Annotated in this window: 14 protein-coding genes; 5 read left to right on the top strand and 9 right to left on the bottom strand. The window is 70.3% G+C overall.

What is annotated here, in order from left to right:
* Window positions 1–106: 106 nt before the first annotated feature.
* Window positions 107–880 carry a sulfite exporter TauE/SafE family protein gene (locus tag PGB26_RS05165; protein ID WP_271639603.1) on the bottom strand — a complete coding sequence of 258 codons (774 nt, stop codon included), beginning with the start codon at window positions 878–880 and terminating at the stop codon, window positions 107–109.
* A gap of 31 nt (window positions 881–911) precedes the next feature.
* On the opposite strand from PGB26_RS05165, the gene rlmN reads away from it, so the two are divergent.
* The gene (rlmN, locus tag PGB26_RS05170; RefSeq protein ID WP_271639271.1) at window positions 912–2183 is read left to right on the top strand and encodes a 23S rRNA (adenine(2503)-C(2))-methyltransferase RlmN; all 1272 of its coding nucleotides are present in this window, start codon (window positions 912–914) and stop codon (window positions 2181–2183) included.
* Window positions 2184–2192: 9 nt separating this feature from the next.
* Here the strand turns inward: rlmN and PGB26_RS05175 are convergent, their stop codons facing one another.
* The gene (locus tag PGB26_RS05175) at window positions 2193–2669 is read right to left on the bottom strand and encodes a SixA phosphatase family protein (protein ID WP_271639272.1); all 477 of its coding nucleotides are present in this window, start codon (window positions 2667–2669) and stop codon (window positions 2193–2195) included.
* Between the two features lie 104 nt (window positions 2670–2773).
* Between PGB26_RS05175 and PGB26_RS05180 the strand changes: the two genes are divergently transcribed.
* Genes PGB26_RS05180 through PGB26_RS05190 form a run of 3 tightly spaced genes read left to right on the top strand, consistent with a single transcriptional unit; the run spans window position 2774 to window position 5948 of the window.
* Window positions 2774–4387: a DUF4407 domain-containing protein gene (locus PGB26_RS05180; protein ID WP_271639273.1), complete on the top strand. Its 1614-nt coding sequence runs from the start codon at window positions 2774–2776 to the stop codon at window positions 4385–4387.
* Window positions 4388–4399: 12 nt separating this feature from the next.
* A complete protein-coding gene (locus tag PGB26_RS05185) occupies window positions 4400–4891 on the top strand; it encodes a hypothetical protein (RefSeq protein WP_271639274.1) in 492 nt (163 codons plus the stop codon).
* Window positions 4892–4934: 43 nt separating this feature from the next.
* Entirely contained in the window at window positions 4935–5948 is a 1014-nt protein-coding gene (locus tag PGB26_RS05190) for an aldo/keto reductase family protein (protein WP_271639275.1), read from the top strand.
* Between the two features lie 75 nt (window positions 5949–6023).
* On the opposite strand, the gene PGB26_RS05195 is transcribed toward PGB26_RS05190, so the two are convergent.
* The 3 genes from PGB26_RS05195 to PGB26_RS05205 are packed head-to-tail and all read right to left on the bottom strand — an operon-like array spanning window position 6024 to window position 9585.
* Window positions 6024–6533: a glycine cleavage system protein R gene (locus PGB26_RS05195; protein WP_271639276.1), complete on the bottom strand. Its 510-nt coding sequence runs from the start codon at window positions 6531–6533 to the stop codon at window positions 6024–6026.
* 18 nt (window positions 6534–6551) lie between these two features.
* Window positions 6552–7601, bottom strand: coding sequence for a PLP-dependent cysteine synthase family protein (locus PGB26_RS05200; RefSeq protein WP_271639277.1), 1050 nt, complete (start codon window positions 7599–7601; stop codon window positions 6552–6554).
* Window positions 7602–7650: 49 nt separating this feature from the next.
* Window positions 7651–9585 carry a DUF2264 domain-containing protein gene (locus PGB26_RS05205; protein ID WP_271639278.1) on the bottom strand — a complete coding sequence of 645 codons (1935 nt, stop codon included), beginning with the start codon at window positions 9583–9585 and terminating at the stop codon, window positions 7651–7653.
* Window positions 9586–9691: 106 nt separating this feature from the next.
* Here PGB26_RS05205 and PGB26_RS05210 point away from each other — a divergent pair, with 106 nt between their 5' ends.
* The gene (locus tag PGB26_RS05210; RefSeq protein ID WP_271639279.1) at window positions 9692–11098 is read left to right on the top strand and encodes a sulfatase family protein; all 1407 of its coding nucleotides are present in this window, start codon (window positions 9692–9694) and stop codon (window positions 11096–11098) included.
* Between the two features lie 56 nt (window positions 11099–11154).
* On the opposite strand, the gene PGB26_RS05215 is transcribed toward PGB26_RS05210, so the two are convergent.
* From PGB26_RS05215 to PGB26_RS05230, 4 genes are read right to left on the bottom strand one after another with little or no spacing between them, the layout of a single operon-like run.
* Complete coding sequence (locus PGB26_RS05215) at window positions 11155–12591, bottom strand: sulfatase family protein (protein ID WP_271639280.1); 1437 nt, start codon at window positions 12589–12591, stop codon at window positions 11155–11157.
* Window positions 12588–14003, bottom strand: a complete 1416-nt coding sequence (locus PGB26_RS05220; RefSeq protein WP_271639281.1) for a sulfatase family protein — start codon at window positions 14001–14003, stop codon at window positions 12588–12590. Before PGB26_RS05220 ends, PGB26_RS05215 begins: the two co-directional genes overlap by 4 nt.
* Window positions 14000–14995 carry a Gfo/Idh/MocA family protein gene (locus tag PGB26_RS05225; RefSeq protein ID WP_271639282.1) on the bottom strand — a complete coding sequence of 332 codons (996 nt, stop codon included), beginning with the start codon at window positions 14993–14995 and terminating at the stop codon, window positions 14000–14002. The genes PGB26_RS05220 and PGB26_RS05225 overlap by 4 nt, the downstream gene beginning before the upstream one ends.
* Window positions 14996–15010: 15 nt before the next feature.
* On the bottom strand, window positions 15011–16135 hold the full coding sequence (locus tag PGB26_RS05230; RefSeq protein WP_271639283.1) for a GntR family transcriptional regulator: 1125 nt from the start codon (window positions 16133–16135) through the stop codon (window positions 15011–15013).
* Window positions 16136–16266 lie beyond the last annotated feature (131 nt).

Genomic DNA, 16266 nt, shown 5'->3' on the forward strand with positions numbered 1-16266 from the left:
GAGCCGCCCGCACGGATGTCGGCGGATTGAACGGATGTCGGCGCGAACGGGCTGTTCGCGCCGACAACCGTGTTCTGGACCGACAAGCGTGCGACGCAGCGGTCGGTCAGAACAACAGGTAGACCGACCCGGCGATCGTCAGCGCGATCACGAGCCGGTCGAACAGGTGCTGCGGCATCCGCCTGGCGATCCGGATGCCGATCAACGCCCCGACCACGACCATCGGGGCCAGCGTGAGATCGAGCAGCAGCACCTCGGGGGTGAGCAGTCCGATCCCGGCGAGGAACGGCACCTTGGTGAGGTTGACGATCGCGAAGAACCACGCCGAGGTGCCCAGGAACACCTTCACCGGGGTGCGGGTCGCGAGGAAGTACATCGACATCACCGGACCGCCGGAGTTCGCCACCATGGTCGTGAACCCGGCGAGAGTCCCATAGCCGGCGGCGGCGATGCGCCCGGATGCCCCGGCGCCGGTCTCATCGGAGTTCGCCGGCGAGCTGCCGGCGCGGCGCCCGAGCGTCCGTCGGCGCCACAGCGTGATCGCCACCATCGCCAAGAGGATCGCGCCGATCGTGCGGCGCACGACGCCGTCGGAGCTGATCGCGAGGAACGCGGCGCCGACGAGCAGGCCGACCACGACCGCAGGCGCGAGCCGCAGCAGCGTGCGCCAGTCGGCGTGCCGCCGGTAGGCGATCAGCGCGAAGACGTCGCCCACGATGAACAGCAGCAGCATCGCCGCGGTCGAGGTGCGTGCGGGCAGGACGGACGCCAGGATCACCACGGCGATGGTCGAGCTGCCGGGCAGCGCGGTCTTGCCGAGCCCTGCGATGAGCGCCGCGAAGGCCAGCAGCGCCCACACCCAGATCTCCACGCCCTCCAGTCTCCCAGCCGTGACGCCGTACCCTGGAGGTATGCCCGCATCCGACCAGACGCCGCCCTCTCGCAGCACGCCCGTGCGCAAAACGGGACCCGCCCGCGCCACGCAGGTGCGCCCCGCAACAGAGGGATGGACGCAGCAGAAGGATGCCGAAGGGCGGCCGCTCCTGCAGTTCGCCAGCCCTAAGCGCGGCAAGCCGCCGGTGCACCTGGCCGACCTCACCCCCGCCGAGCGTGTCGAGAAGGTGAAGGAGCTGGGCCTGCCCGGCTTCCGCGCAAAGCAGCTGTCGACCCACTACTTCACGCACTACACCTCCGACCCGGCGCACATGACCGATCTCCCGGCCGCGCAGCGCGACGAGCTCGTCGCCGGCATGCTGCCGCCGCTGATGACCGAGGTGAAGCGACTCGAGACCGACCGGGGGGACACGATCAAGTTCCTCTGGCGCCTGCACGACGGCGCGCTCGTCGAGTCGGTGCTCATGCGCTACCCCGGCCGCATCACGCTCTGCGTCTCGTCGCAGGCCGGCTGCGGCATGAACTGCCCGTTCTGCGCCACCGGCCAGGCGGGACTGACCCGCAACATGTCGACCGCCGAGATCATCGAGCAGATCGTGCGCGCAAACCGGGCCATCGCGAACGGCGAGCTCGGCGGTAAGAAGGCGAGCGACCACTCGATGGAGCGTGTGTCGAACATCGTCTTCATGGGCATGGGCGAGCCCCTGGCGAACTACAGGCGCGTGATGGACGCGGTGCGCATCATGGTCGCGCCGCAGCCCGACGGCCTGGGCATGAGCGCCCGCGGCATCACCGTGTCGACCGTGGGCCTCGTGCCTGCCATCAGGAAGCTCGCGGATGAGGACATCCCGGTCACCTTCGCACTGTCACTGCACGCCCCCGACGACGAGCTGCGCGACGAGCTGATCCCGGTCAACTCCCGCTGGAAGGTGGGCGAGGCGCTGGATGCCGCCCGCGAGTACTTCGACAAGACCGGCCGCCGCGTGTCGATCGAGTACGCCCTGATCAAGGACATGAACGACCACCCGTGGCGCGCCGACCTGCTCGCTTCGAAGCTGAACTCCCGCGGGCGCGGCTGGGTGCACGTGAACCCCATTCCGCTCAACCCGACGCCGGGGTCGATCTGGACGGCGTCCGACGTCGACGTGCAGAACGAGTTCGTGCGCCGGCTCAACGACGCCGGCATCCCGACCACCCTGCGCGACACCCGCGGCAAGGAGATCGACGGGGCCTGCGGCCAGCTCGTCGCCACCAGCGAAGACGAGGCCGAGGCCGCCGCGCTGGTCTGACCTCCTCGACTAGCGGCGAGGGGTGCGCAGAGACACGAGACGTCCGGACCCCTCGATCAGCTCCGACCACGTCGCGACATCGACCGAGCATTCGGCGACGGCGCAGGTGGGGAACTCGACTACCTGGCCGGTGAGTTCGGCCACAGCATCCGCCATCCCCGGGTTGTGGCCGACAAGCATCGCGACGTCGACGTCATGCGCAAGCCCGGCCGCCACCGACAGGATCGTGCGGGCTGTCGCTGCGTACAGCGCCGGCTCGTCGCCCACCTCGAGGCGGAAAGCCGTGGCGTACGCGTCGGCGGTGCTGCGGGCGCGCAGCGCCGTGCTCGACACGATGTGCTGCAGCGGCACCCCCTCGTCACGCAGCCGGCCGGCCATCGCCGGTGCGTCTCGCCGTCCGCGCTCGTCGAGCACCCGGTCGTGATCACGCGCCGACGGGTCGTCCCAGCCGGCCTTCGCGTGGCGGGCGAGCAGCAGCGTCTTCATGTGCTCCAGCCTGGCATCCGAACGCCGACGACGCACGCTTGTCTGTGAACGGCTCGCAGGCGGCATCCGGCACTCGCACAGCCGGGTCTTCCTACTCTGGAGGGATGTCCTATTCCGCACATCGCCCTGGACGGATGGATTCCCAGGGGCGGATCTCGTTCGAGTCCGACGCGCCAGAGGGTTCGGTCACCGACGAAGACCTCGACTTCCTCCGCCAGTACGAGCCGTCCGGTGGCGACACTGCGACCCTTCCGCAGGCTCAGGGGCCCAGTGAGGGAGCGGCTCAGGGGCCCAGTGAGGGAGCGGCTCAGGGAGCCGATGATGAAGCGGTGCCTGAGCCGGCGGCATCCGACGACCGTCCGCGCGAGCCGCGCCGCGCGAAGCGAGCGCCGCGCCCGAAGCGCGAGCGCACGCCGGGCTCGCGTCTGCGCACCCTCGCGATCCTCGGCGGCGCGGAAGGAGAGATCCTCGACCGCGTACCCGGTGAGACGCCTCGCTTCGTGCAGATGTTCTTCGTGCTCGTCGGCACGGCTCTCGTCTCGGCGATCTCGATGATGTTCGCACTGACCACCGGGGTGCAGGTGGCGATCTGGGTGGCCGTCCCGCTCGCACTCGTCTGGGCCGCCATCATCTTCAACCTCGACCGCTTCCTCACGTCGACCATGACGTCTACACGCAGCGTGGGCAAGATGCTCGCTCTCGCCCTGCCCCGCGTGGCGATGGCCGCCCTGATCGGATTCCTCGTCGCTGAGCCGCTCGTGCTGCAGGTGTTCCACAACGACATCGCACGCGAAGTGGCGTCGACCAACATCACCCAGTCGCAGTCCGACCAGGACGCGCTCGAGGACGGGCCAGAGAAGAAGGCGCTGGACGCGGCGACCGAGCGCGTCGCCGCTCTCGAGAACCAGGCGGCGACAGGCGTGGTCGCCGGCACCGAATCCGGTTCGGCCACCACGGCTGCGGCCCAGGCCACCGTCGACGAGCTGAACGGCAAGATCGCCGAGCAGCAGGAGGTCATCGACTCGGCCCGCGCGCTGTACCAGTGCGAGCTGACCGGTGAGGGCGCCGGCACCGTGCCCGGCTGCACGGGCGTGAACGGGCAGGGCTCGAGTTCCGACGCGGCCAAGGCGCAGCTCGCGCAGGCCCAGCAGACCTACGACGCGCTCGCCGCTCAGCTGCGCTCGGCCAACGACGACCTCGCATCGGCCGAGTCCGGCGCGCAGGCGAACACCGCGGCATCCGAGACGACCAACCGGGAACAGGCGAAGGATCAGCTTCCGGCTGCGAAGAAGACCTACCAGCAGGCGCTCGACGCATACAACGCGCGTGCCGACTCGGTCGCGCAGGGCAATGCCGGCGCGGTCGGCCTGCTCAGCCAGATCACCGGGCTCAACCGCCTCGGCGAGAAGGAGCCCACGATCTTCTGGGCTCACTGGCTGATCGCGGCGCTGTTCTTCATGATCGAGCTGCTGCCCGTGCTCGTGAAGGTGCTCACGAGCTGGGGCGACCCGTCGCTGTACGAGAAGGCTCGCGACATCCGCAGACAGGTCGACCTCGACAGGGTGACCGCGGAGGGCTTCCGCGATCGCGCGGCGATCGTCACCTCAGCGGATGCTGCGGCGGCAGCGCCCGCGAGAGCGGCGGCCGCAGCGGCGGCCGACCCTGCGCCGACCGAGCCGCTCACACGGGCCGACATCCGCGAGACCGCGTCCGTCTGACATCATGGCGTCATGAGCGGGATGCAGATATCCACGGCGCAGGTCGCCGTCATCGGCGTGACCGCGGTGACCGCGTACGCCGGACTCGCCGCACTCCAGATCCTGGTGCTCAACCCGCTGGCTGCCGCGCCAGGCTCATCCCTCGACGCCATCTACGCCGAGATGGATGCCGCCGGCGAGACCATGCCGGTGACGATGCCGCTGCTGATGCTCGGGGCGGGTGTCGCGGCGGCGATCGCGGTGGCGGTGCTCAGCATCCGGTCGCGGCTGGCGCCGGCGCTCAGCGCACTGCTGTTCCTGCTTCTGCTGGTCTTCGGCACCCCGGGGTATTTCGTCGCCTCGTTCGGCCCCGGGATGAACGTCGCTGACACGTTCATGATCAGCGGTGGCGATCACAGCCGGTGGTCGCTGGTGCTCCACGCGGTGAGCCTGGGCGCCGCAGCTGCGGCAGTGGTGGTCGCGCTGCGGATGAGACGCCGGCGCCCGCTCGCTGTCAAGGCCTGACGCCATGGTCGGCGACCGCGCCGATCCCGGATAGCGTGTGATCATGGTCAACTATCGCTACCTCGGAAACAGCGGACTCAAGGTCTCGGAGATCACCTACGGCAACTGGGTGACGCACGCGTCGCAGGTCGACGACAGCGCCGCGATCGCCACCGTGCACGCCGCGCTGGATGCCGGGATCACCACCTTCGACACGGCCGATACCTATGCGAACACCGCCGCAGAGGTCGTGCTCGGCAAGGCGCTCGCAGGCCAGCGTCGTGCCGGGCTCGAGATCTTCACCAAGGTCTATTTCCCGACCGGCCCCAAGGGGCCCAACGACACGGGCCTCAGCCGCAAGCACATCTTCGAGTCGATCGACGGCTCGCTGCAGCGGCTCGGCACCGACTACGTCGACCTGTACCAGGCGCACCGCTACGACTACGAGACTCCGCTGGAAGAGACGATGCAGGCCTTCGCCGACGTCGTCCGTCAGGGCAAGGCGCTGTACATCGGCGTCTCGGAGTGGACCGCAGAGCAGCTGCGCGAAGGGCACGCGCTGTCGCGTCAGCTCGGATTCCAGCTGATCTCGAACCAGCCGCAGTACTCGATGCTGCACCGCGTCATCGAGGGCAAGGTCGTGCCCACCTCGGAGAGCCTCGGCATCTCGCAGATCGTGTGGTCGCCGATGGCTCAGGGCGTGCTCAGCGGCAAGTACCTGCCCGGCCAGCCTGTGCCCGACGGCTCGCGTGCCACCGACCCGCACTCGGGTTCGGACTTCATCAAGGGCTTGCTGCGCGACGAGATCCTCGAAGCGGTGCAGAAGCTCAAGCCCATCGCCGCCGACGCGGGCCTGACGATGCCGCAGCTCGCGATCGCCTGGGTGCTGCAGAACCCGAACGTGGCCGCCGCGCTGGTGGGCGCCTCGCGTCCCGAGCAGCTCGCGGAGACGGTGAAGGCCTCGGGCGTGCGCCTCGGTCCCGACGTGATGTCGGCCATCGACGAGGCCCTGGGTGACGTCGCGAACACCGACCCGCAAGACACCTACGACGTGTCGCCGAAGACCCGCCTGGTCTGAGACCGCGCCGCGGGCGGTGTCCACATCAGCTGTGAGCACCGCCCGCCCAGCGTGATCGGCTGTCCGGCAGGCGGATCAGAGCGCGGTGATGTCCACCTGCAGATCGTGGGTGAGCCGCTCGATGTCGGCGCGCAGAGCGCCGAGGTCGGCGGATGCCGGCAGCGTCGCAGTGACCGACGACTCGAACAGCCGCCCGCCGGCCATCGCGGCGTCCCTGGTGTGCGTGGTCATGCTCTCGATGCTCAGCGCGTGAGCATTCAGCACGCCCGAGATCTCACGCACGATGCCTGCCCGGTCGTTGCCGAGCACGCTGATCGAGATGCGCTGCGCGGCGTCGGATGCCGAGGTGTCGGCGCCCGCGTGCACCGTGATCGAGAGCATCCCGTCGAGTGCATCGAGATCTTCTCGCAGCGCGTCGACGCGATCGGCGGCGATCGAGATCTCGATCACTCCGGCGAAGGTGCCGGCGAGCTCTGCGAGCTGGCTGTTCTCCCAGTTGCCGCCGTGCGCCGCGACGACGTCGGCGACGCTCGAGACGAGTCCAGGGCGGTCCGCTCCCGCGACGGTGAGGATGAGCGTTGTCATGCGCTCAGCGTAGCCCGCTCACCACGCGCCGCCGTCGAGGAAGCGCTGCATCCTCTCCCGGTGCGGGGCGAGGTCCCATCCTTGGGCGGCGACCCAGGCGTCGTCGTAGTAGGTCTGCGTGTAGCGGATCCCGCTGTCGCAGATCAGCGTGACGACGCTGCCCGTCTCTCCGGCGTCGCGCATGCGCGAGATCAGCTCGAACGCGCCGTACAGGTTGGTGCCCGTCGATCCGCCCGCGAGGTGCAGGGTGCGGTCGCGCAGAAGGCGGATCGCGGCGACCGACGCGGCATCGGGCACCGAGATCATCTCGTCGATCACGCTCGGCACGAACGAGGGCTCCGCGCCGGGCCGGCCGATGCCCTCGATCATCGAGGGCCTGCCTGCGGCGCCCGGATCGCCCTGCCAGACGGCGTAGAACGCCGAGCCCTCGGGGTCGGCGACGGCGACCTGGGTGGCGTGGCGCCGGTAACGAACGTAGCGCCCGAACGTGGCGCTGGTGCCGCCGGTGCCGGCGCCGACGACGATCCATCGGGGGATCGGATGCCGCTCCTGGGAGAGCTGGGTGAACACGCTCTCGGCGATGTTGTTGTTGCCTCGCCAGTCGGTGGCGCGCTCGGCGAAGGTGAACTGGTCGAGGTAGTGGCCATGACAGCCGGCGGCGAGGCGGCGGGCCTCCGGCGAGATCTCCTCGGCGTGGTCGACGAAGTGGCACCGTCCGCCGTAGAACTCGATGAGGTCGATCTTCTCCTGGCTCGTCGATCTCGGCACGACGGTGATGAACTTCAGCCCGAGCATCCGGGCGAAGTACGCCTCTGAGACCGCCGTCGATCCGCTTGACGATTCGACGAGCGTGGTGTCTTCATCGATCAGCCCGTTGACGAGCCCGTAGAGGATGAGCGAGCGCGCGAGGCGGTGCTTGAGCGAGCCGGTCGGATGCACCGACTCGTCTTTCAGATACAGGTCGATGCCCCAGTCCGCGGGCAGCGGGAAGAGGTGCAGGTGCGTGTCTGCCGAGCGGTTGGCGTCCGCCTCGAGCACCTGGATGGCAGAACTGACCCAATCGCTCATGGTTCGAGGGTAGCGGTGCTCCCGGCGGCGAGAAGAGCGCGCAACCCGGTCACGGTCGACGGATGCGCTGCGCCTCGGCGTCGGCGGGGAACGGCTCCGACAGCGACCAGCGGAACACCTCGCGCTGGCCGTCGATGCTGAGAGCGACATGGTCGTCATGCACGACGACGTCTTCGACGTCGAGAGCGGGAACGGATGCCCGGGACAGGCCGGTCTGCCAGAGGACGATCACCTCGGCAGGCAGCGGCCCGAGACGAACGGCCGGGCAGAGCAGCGTGTCGGCGCCGTCGACGACCCGCTCGACCACCCCGTCGGATGTCAGCGGCACTGCCGCCGGCTCGGAAGACGGCGATGCCGCCCAGGCGCCGAGCAGGCGCACTGCGCTGACCAGGTCTCCGCAGTGCGCCCGCGCGGAGCGCGCCGCGTGCGAGGTGGTGTGGCCGGCATCCGGAGCGTCGCCGTCGACCACGAGGGCGGCGCCGCTCACCCGCCCGGAGAGCCCCACGCATCCCGACAGACGCGCCACGTGCACGACGCTGCTCCCGACGATCTTCGTCGCCACCTCGCTCAGCACGTGCCGGCCGCCTGCGTCGAGCGCGCGGGTGACCGCGCCGCCTCGGGCACCGACGCTCGCGCGGAGGGCGGGGCGGTGCACGGCGCCCTCGATGGTGATGTCGCTGTCGCGCACCGCATCGCCCGTGACGGGGCGTGTCGCGGAGGTGAACTGCAGCCGGCGGTACAGGGGGTCGTCGCGGGTCGGGTGCCCGTCGCTGCCGAAGTTGTGCAGCCGCACGATGCCGTCTTCACGGCGGGCGTCGATCAGCCACCTCGGGCCGTCGAGCACCCGACGCACGTCTTCGCGCTCGATCTGCAGCGGGCTCTCGGCCGTCGTCCAGACGGCATCGTCCGCGGGAAGCGCGAGCCCGAGGAAGCCCTTCGCCGCCCAGTAGGGCGACCCCGGCCCGCTGTACGACTGCACCATGCTCGGGATCGGACGGCGCTGCCAGCCCAGCGACAGCGCGCCGGTGTCGAGGCTGCCGCCGTCGACGAAGTGCTTCAGGATGCCGCTCGTCAGTCGCCGCGTGCGCGCGGCGTCGAGCACGTCGACGCCCTCGCGTCGCGCCATCCAGAACGGAGCGGCCGTCGCCCAACGGTAGATCAGCGAGCGCCCCTGGAACACGGGGGCGCAGCGCGCATCGAACAGGTGCTGATAGCCGTCGACGAACGCGGCCAGGCGCGCACGGTGCAGCGCGCGCCGATCGGCGAATCCGGGGCCCATCAGCTCGTCGATGAAGAACGGATACCAGTGGAAGGCGAAGGCGTTGTAGTGATCGAACCGGCGACCGTCGCCGTCGGTGTACCAGCCGTCGGCGCGATGCCAGTCATCCATCCGGTCGAGGGCGTTCTCGACCGTGTCGCGTCCGTCGGCGAAGCCATCGGCGTGGGTGAACGCCGCCAGGGTGGCTCCCAGCAGCACGTGGTTGTTGTCGGCGCACCACGTGCCGCGAGCCTGCGCGAACCAGGCGTGCACGCCCTCGCGGGTGGCGCTGTCGAGCGCGGCCCACACCGTGTCGCGCGTGAGGTGCAGGGCGATCGCGATCGATGCCGCCTCGACGGTCGCCTGGCTGTGATCGGTGAGCGAGGGCCAGACCCTCGTGGCGACGGCATGCCGCACGGCTTCTGCGTAGTGCTCGATCAGCTGCGGCGTGCCGCCCGCGCCGTCGGGATCGCCGGCGATGCGCAGCGCCGCGAGCAGGAAGGTGCGCGCGAAGCCCTCGAGCCGGTCCATCGGCGAGCCCGTCGTGGCATCTGCGGCCGTGCCGGGGCGCGCGGCGAAGTCCACCATCGCCCCACCGTGCGTCGAGTGCTGCCGCGCCGCGTCGAGGATCCGGTCGGCTGCCGTCACCCAGTGCGCGCGGGTGTACCCGGTGTGCGCAGCGGCGAGCGGGTCGGCGGGCGGCATCCAGGCGGCGGTCGTGGACATGACTCGATCGTCGCGATGGGGGAGAAGAGGATTCAAGACGAGAAGGTGTTGAATCCTCTTCTCCGCACCGCGTTGACTGGCGGCATCTCGAGCCCAGGAGGCCGTCTTGCCGCATCGCCCGAACATCCTCGTCGTCATGGCCGACCAGTTCCGCGCCGCCTCCCTCGGCGTCGCCGGAGAGGACCCGGTGCACACCCCGCACCTCGACGCGCTCGCCGAGAACGGACGCGTCATGCGCCAGGCGGTGAGCGGCTACCCCGTGTGCAGCCCGCACCGGGCGATGTTCCTCACCGGCATGCGCCCGCAGGTGAACGGCGTCACCGTGAACGTCAATTCCGAGAGCGCCGAGGACGGCGTCGGACTGCGCGACGGCCTGCCCACCTGGGCCAGCGCCTTGCGCGATCGCGGATGGCGGACCGGGTACATCGGAAAGTGGCATCTCGAACCGCCGGTCGACGATGACGAGCGATACGGCGAGGGGCGCCGCGACGACGGCAAGGTCTGGGATGCATGGTCGCCGCCGCGACGGCGATTCGGCTTCGAGTACTGGTACTCGTACGGTGCAGCCGACCGGCACCTCGCGCCGCACTACTGGACGACAGACGCCGGCCGTGAAGAGCGGGTGGACGTCGACCAGTGGTCGGCCGAGCATGAGGTGGATGTCGCGATCGACTTCCTGAGCGCCGCCGGAGGCGACCCGTGGGCCCTGATGGTCTCGCTCAACCCGCCGCACCAGCCCTTCGACCAGGTGCCCGACCGCTATCGCGCCCGCTACGCCGATCTCGACGAGCCCACCCTGCTGAACCGCCCGAACGTGCCGCACGGCAGCGCCGTCGCGACCGAGGCTGCGAACGTCGCCCGCGACTACTTCGCCGCGATCACCGGGGTGGACGAGCAGGTCGGCCGGCTGGTCGACGCCGTCGCCGCCAGGCGGACTCGACGGCCGACCGTGACCCTGTTCACCTCCGATCACGGAATGCAGCTCGGCAGTCACGGCCTGATGTACAAGAACGTCCCCTACGAGGAGTCGATGCGCTTGCCGCTCATCGTGCACGCACCCGGCATGATCCCCGCGGGGGAGTCGCACACCGTGCTGGACTCGCTCGATTTCGCGCCGACGATCCTCGGCCTCGCCGGGGTCACGCTGAGCGACGAGCGCATGGCCGGCCGCGATCGATCTGATGTCCTGCGCGGTGCGCCAGGCGCCCCGGCGCTCGAGGGCGAGGACGACGACGCGACGCTCTACACCCGCTTCGCCTCCCGGTCGGATGCGAGCAGCGTGCGCGGACTGCGCACGCGCACGTCGAAGATCGTCGCCGCCTGGCATCCGGAATCCGGGTTGGCGGTGCAGTTCTTCGACCTTGCCGCCGATCCCTACGAGCTGCACGACCGCCCCGACGATCCGCGAGCGCTCGCGCTGGCGGGTCGGCTGCGCGAAGAACTGCAGCGCGCCGACGACCCATGGGAGGGCGCCGCAGCGCTCGCCGCGGTCACGGCGCAGCTCGCGCACTGACGCCGGAGCCGAGGGGCCGCTGCGCCAACGGTGGCGCCGGCCCGGGCTCCGGCGGGTCAGTCGTCGGCGGTCACCGCGGCCGGCAGCCCGACCTGCTCCCGCCAGCGCTCGTGCGCCCGCGTGAGCTGGGCGACCAGTCGCGGACGGCGGGCGGCGAGATTGTCGCGCTCGCCGGGGTCGCCGACGAGGTCGGTGAGGATCAGCCCGTCGCCGGTGCTCGTGTGCTCCACCGCGCGCACATACTGCGCGGTCGGACTGTCGCCGGCCACCGAGAGCAGCTTCCAGTCGCCGCGACGCACGGCCCACTGCCAACCGCAGTCCCAGTGCAGCTCGCGCTCGCCGGTCGCGCGATTCTCGCGTCTGTCCTGAGCGCCGGGGGTGTCGTCGTCGACGTCGCCCTCGAGCAGGGGGCGCAGGTCGCGTCCGTCGTCGTCCGCGTTCTCGGCGAGCCCCGCTGCCGCCGCGAACGTGGCCGTGAGGTCCAGCGCGCTCACCGGTTCGCTCACCACGGTGCGGGCGGCGGCGACGCCGGGCCAGCGCACGAGGAACGGCACGCGGATGCCGCCCTCCCACAGCGTGTACTTCGTGCCGCGCAGCGCACCGTTGTCGCCGTAGTTGCACTGTGATCCCCCGTTGTCGGTGAGGTAGACCACGATCGTGTCGTCGGCGATGCCGGAGGCGTCGAGGCGGTCGAGCAGGCGCCCGATCGCACGGTCCATCAGCTCGAGCTGCGCGAGGTAGAAGGCGCGCCCGTCGGGCAGATTCGGGCTGATGGCGCCGTCGTACCAGTCGAGGTACTCGGAGGCGCCCGGATGCCAGTCACCCGGGCTCTGCAGGCCGCGCGCGGCCAGCTCGTCATCGGGCAGCTGCCAGCAGAAGTTGTGCACGGCGTTGAAGGCGACCATGGCGAAGAACGGCTGCTCGCCGTCCTGGCGCTCTATGAACGCCTCCGCCCGTTCGGCGATCTCGTCGGTCGTGAAGCCGTTGAACTCCACCGGCTCCTCACCCGACCAGAACGGCTGCACGCCCATCGCCTCGGCGGCCTCGCCGTACTCGGCGACCGCGTCTGCACTGTGATGCAGGTAGTGCAGGCGCCCCATCGACTGGCCGGCCAGGCCGTAGAACGACTCGTCGAAGCCGTGGTGCGGCGGTGCGCCACGATCGGCGGCCGTCTCGTCGCCGTAGTGCACCTTGCCGAAGTACCCGGTCGCGTAGCCGGCATCGCGAAGGCGCTCGGCGATGGTGGGGGCGCTGCCGATGTGCGCCGAGTCGAACCACAGGCCGCCCCAGCGCTGCTGGTACTGCCCGGTGATGAGTCCGGCGCGTGAGGGCGAGCAGATCGGCGCGGTGACGTACGCGTCGGTGCAGGTCGCGCCCTCGGCAGCCAGACGGTCGAGTACCGGAGTGCGCACCCCGGGCGTGCCTTCGGCCGACCGGTCGGCATAGCCATGGTCGTCCGAGACGATCAGCAGGATGTTCGGGCGGCGGGTCATGAGGCTCCATCCCATCCGGGCGGCGCGAACGCGCCGAGGGGGTCGTCGTCGAGGGTGCGGGTCTGTCCGGCGCCGCACACCGGCAGCCCGCGGCCGTCCGCGCGCGGGTCCGCGTGCTCCGTGAACCATGCGTCGAGCATCCGGCGCATCCGCGCCACCTCGTCGGCGTACGCGGGATCGTCGGCGAGGTTGCTGCGCTCGCGCGGATCGGCGGCCAGGTCGTACATCTCGTGCGGGCCGTACGGATGCCGGTGCACGTACTTGCGCTCCGCGGTGCGGATCATCCGGACGGGGCCGTACTCGGTGTGCACGACGACCGGACGATCCGGTGTCTCGGCGCGCCCACCGCGCAGCACCGCAGCGAAGCTGCGCCCCGGCCCGTGCTCGAACGGCTCGGGGTCGAGTCCGAGCAGCTCGAGCAGGGTCGCCGGCAGGTCGTAGGCGCTGAGCAGCTCGTCACGCACCTCGCCCTCGGGTCGTACGCCGGGCCCGGCGACGATGAAGGGCACCATGACCGACTCGTCGTACATGTTCATCGGGAAGGTGCCGTTGCCCTTGCCCCAGAAGCCGTGCTGCCCGCAGCTGAACCCGTTGTCGCTGAGGAAGACCACGATGGTGTCGTCGGCGATGCGGTGCGTCTTCAGCCGGTCGAGCACGCGGCCGATGGCAGCATCCATCGCCGTCACGGCCGCGAAGTAGCCGATCAGCGCCTCGCGGGTGTCGGCCTCGCCGCCGATCGGCGCGCCGTCGAGGGTCTGCAGCCAGGGATGCGGCTGCTCCTGCGGGCAGGTCTCGAACGCGCAGTCGCGATAGAGGTCGGTGAACTCCGCAGGATGCTGACCGGCGAACGGCTTGTGCGGCGCGGTGAAGTTCAGGGCCAGGAAGAACGGGGCGTCGTGCTGCTGCTCGGCGTCGAGGAACGCGATCGCATCGTCGGCGATCACATCGGTGAGGTAGTCGGTGACGTGCTCGGTGCGTCCGTCGCCGGTGTGCATCACCGCATCGTGGTACGGACTGCCGCCTCCATCGAGTGCGTACCAGTGCACGAAGCCGCGGCGCGGCACGTCGCTGGCGCCGAGGTGCCACTTGCCCGAAAGGCCCAGCCGGTAGCCGGCGTCGGCGAGTGCATCGGTGAGCGTCGGCATCCCCGCGAGATGATCGCGGCCGGCAGCGCCGGAGTGCGCGCCGTCGAGGTAATCGTGCACGCCGTGAGTGGACGGAACCTGACCGGTGAGCAGACTGGCGCGGGCCGGTGAGCAGACGGGCGACGCGCAGAAGAACCGGTCGAGACGGATGCCGCGCGCGGCCAGCTCGTCGAGGACGGGGGTGCGGATCTCGCGGTTGCCCGCAGCGCCGAGCGCCCAGGGGCCCTGGTCGTCGCTGACGATGAGGATGAGGTTCGGCCGCGTCATGTCAGCGCGTCCGCGTCGGCGAGCAGCAGAGCCGAGCCCTCCTCAGCGGAGCGGTATGCCGCGAGGACGAGCTCGACCACGTGCCTGGCGTGCTCCAGTGGCACGGTGGGTGCCCCGCCCTGCACGACGCGCTGGAAGTCGGCGAGCTGCGCGGTGAAGGCGCTCTGGATGTCATCCGGGTGGGTGCGGTGGATCAGCTGCGAGCGGCCGTCAGCGTGCACGGTGGTGCCGTGCCGAGGATCGATCTCGATGATGCCGCCCTCGCACACGACGGTGACCAGGTCACCGCGCGTGGCAGGGTCGCTGACGACGACGATGCTGACCGCGACCCCGTTGTCGAGGCGCAGCATCATCGCACCGTCGGTCTCGACAGTCGAGCCGAAGCGGTTGACGGTGGTGGCGAGCATCTCGGCGGCTCGGCCGCCGCCGAACCACAGCGAGCGGTCGATGCAGTGTCCGCCGATGTTCATCAGCGCGCCGCCACCGGCGATCTCAGGGGAGAAGAACCAGGGTGAGCGGGTGCCGGGGCGATAGTCGGTGCTGCGGTTGTCGCGCACCATGCGCACCGCCCCCAGGCGGCCCGAGGCGAGCACCCGGTGAGCCTCGACCTTCTCGGGCAGGTAGTGCTGGATGTGTCCCACGGTCAGGGCGACGCCCGCGGTGTCGCACGCGGCGACCAGGCGGTCGCAGTCCTCAAGCGTGGTGGCCATGGGCTTCTCCACCAGCACATGCGCGCCGGCGGCAGCCGCGTCGACACCGATCGGCAGGTGCGTCGCGTGCGGCGTGTTCACGATCACGGCATCCACCGTTCCCGACTCCAGCATCGCCCGGTGGTCGGTGAAGACCGCGGCATCCGGGCATCCGGAGGCCACCCTGCGAGCCGCCGTCTCGTCGATGTCGCAGACGGCGGCGAGCCGCATGCCGTCCAGCGTCGCAGCTGCGGCGCAGTGGTACGAGGCGACGGCCCCGGCTCCGATCAATCCGATCCGCACGTGTATCTCCCTCGATCAGTCCTGGTGAAGTGCGCTCGCCCCGCACGAGCGGCGTATGACGATGCGCGGCCGCAGCCGGATCTGGTGCAGCGGGCATTCGTCGCCCTCCACCAGCCGGCGCAGCATGACGTCAGCGGCCATGCGGCCGATGCGGTACTTGGGCGGCGCCACTGCGGTCAGCGGCACCTCGGCCAGATCCGCGACCTCGTCGTCGTACGAGACGAGCGCGACGTCATCGGGGATTCGCACTCCGGCCCGGCGGGCGGCGCCCTGCAGGAGGGCCGCCTCCCGATCGCCGAAGATGAGGGCGGCGGTGGCCTCGAACTCCCGCAGCGCGGTGAAGGCGGAAGAGCCGGAATCGGCTTCCCACTCCTGCTTCGTCTGCGCGAACTCGAGCCCCGATGGGAGCCCCAGATCGGCGATGGCGCGACCGAAGCCTCGCACGATGCCGAACTCGGTGACCGTGGCCGAACGCGTGAGAAGAGCGATGCGCGAGTGGCCCAGCCGCGCGAGGTGCGCGATCGCGTCGTAGGCACCACCGGCATGGTCGGAGCACACGTGCTCGGTGGTGTCGGCGGGGCCGACATCGGCGAGGCTGCGCTCGACGAGGACCACCGGGGCGGGCAGCGCCATCAGCTGCTGGGCACGGGCGAGGGGATCGTCGAGTCCGGTGAGCGTCGGAGCCAGGATCAGGCCGTCGACGCCCGCATCCAGCAGCGACGCGATCGCGTCATCCTCGCGCTCGGGCTGATATCGGTAGGTGGCGAGCTGCAGCGAGGCGCCCGCCGCCTGCAGCGACTCGTCGATGCCCTGCAGAACGCGCGGGTAGTAGAGCTGTGTGTCGGGCAGCAGCACGCCGATGCGCCGACGGGTGCGCTCCTCTCGCGGGCGCGTGTGCGCGACGAAGCTGCCGGCTCCCTGACGCCGCACGACGATGCGTTCGGCCACCAGCTCGTCGAACGCGCGGCGCACCGTGGTCAGCGACAGACCGGTCTCCTTCGAGAGCTCCTGCTCTGTGGGCAGCTTCTGGCCCGCCGTCCAGGTGCCGGCGAGGATCCCGCGACGAAGCTGATCTGCGAGGAGCTCGAACTTCAATCCCCGCGATTCTGCGTCGCGCACCGTTGCGCGCTTTCCGGCCATGCCGATCCCCTCCGTCGTTCTTCCTTTGATTCTTCGGTCCTTGAGAGAAGGAATAAAGACGTATTCAACGATTACTTCCGTGTATCAGGCGCCTTGCGGAGGCGGGAAGCAAGGAGCCGTCGCAACAGAAC

It is taken from the genome of Microbacterium sp. nov. GSS16, assembly GCF_028198145.1.
Lineage (GTDB): Bacteria > Actinomycetota > Actinomycetes > Actinomycetales > Microbacteriaceae > Microbacterium.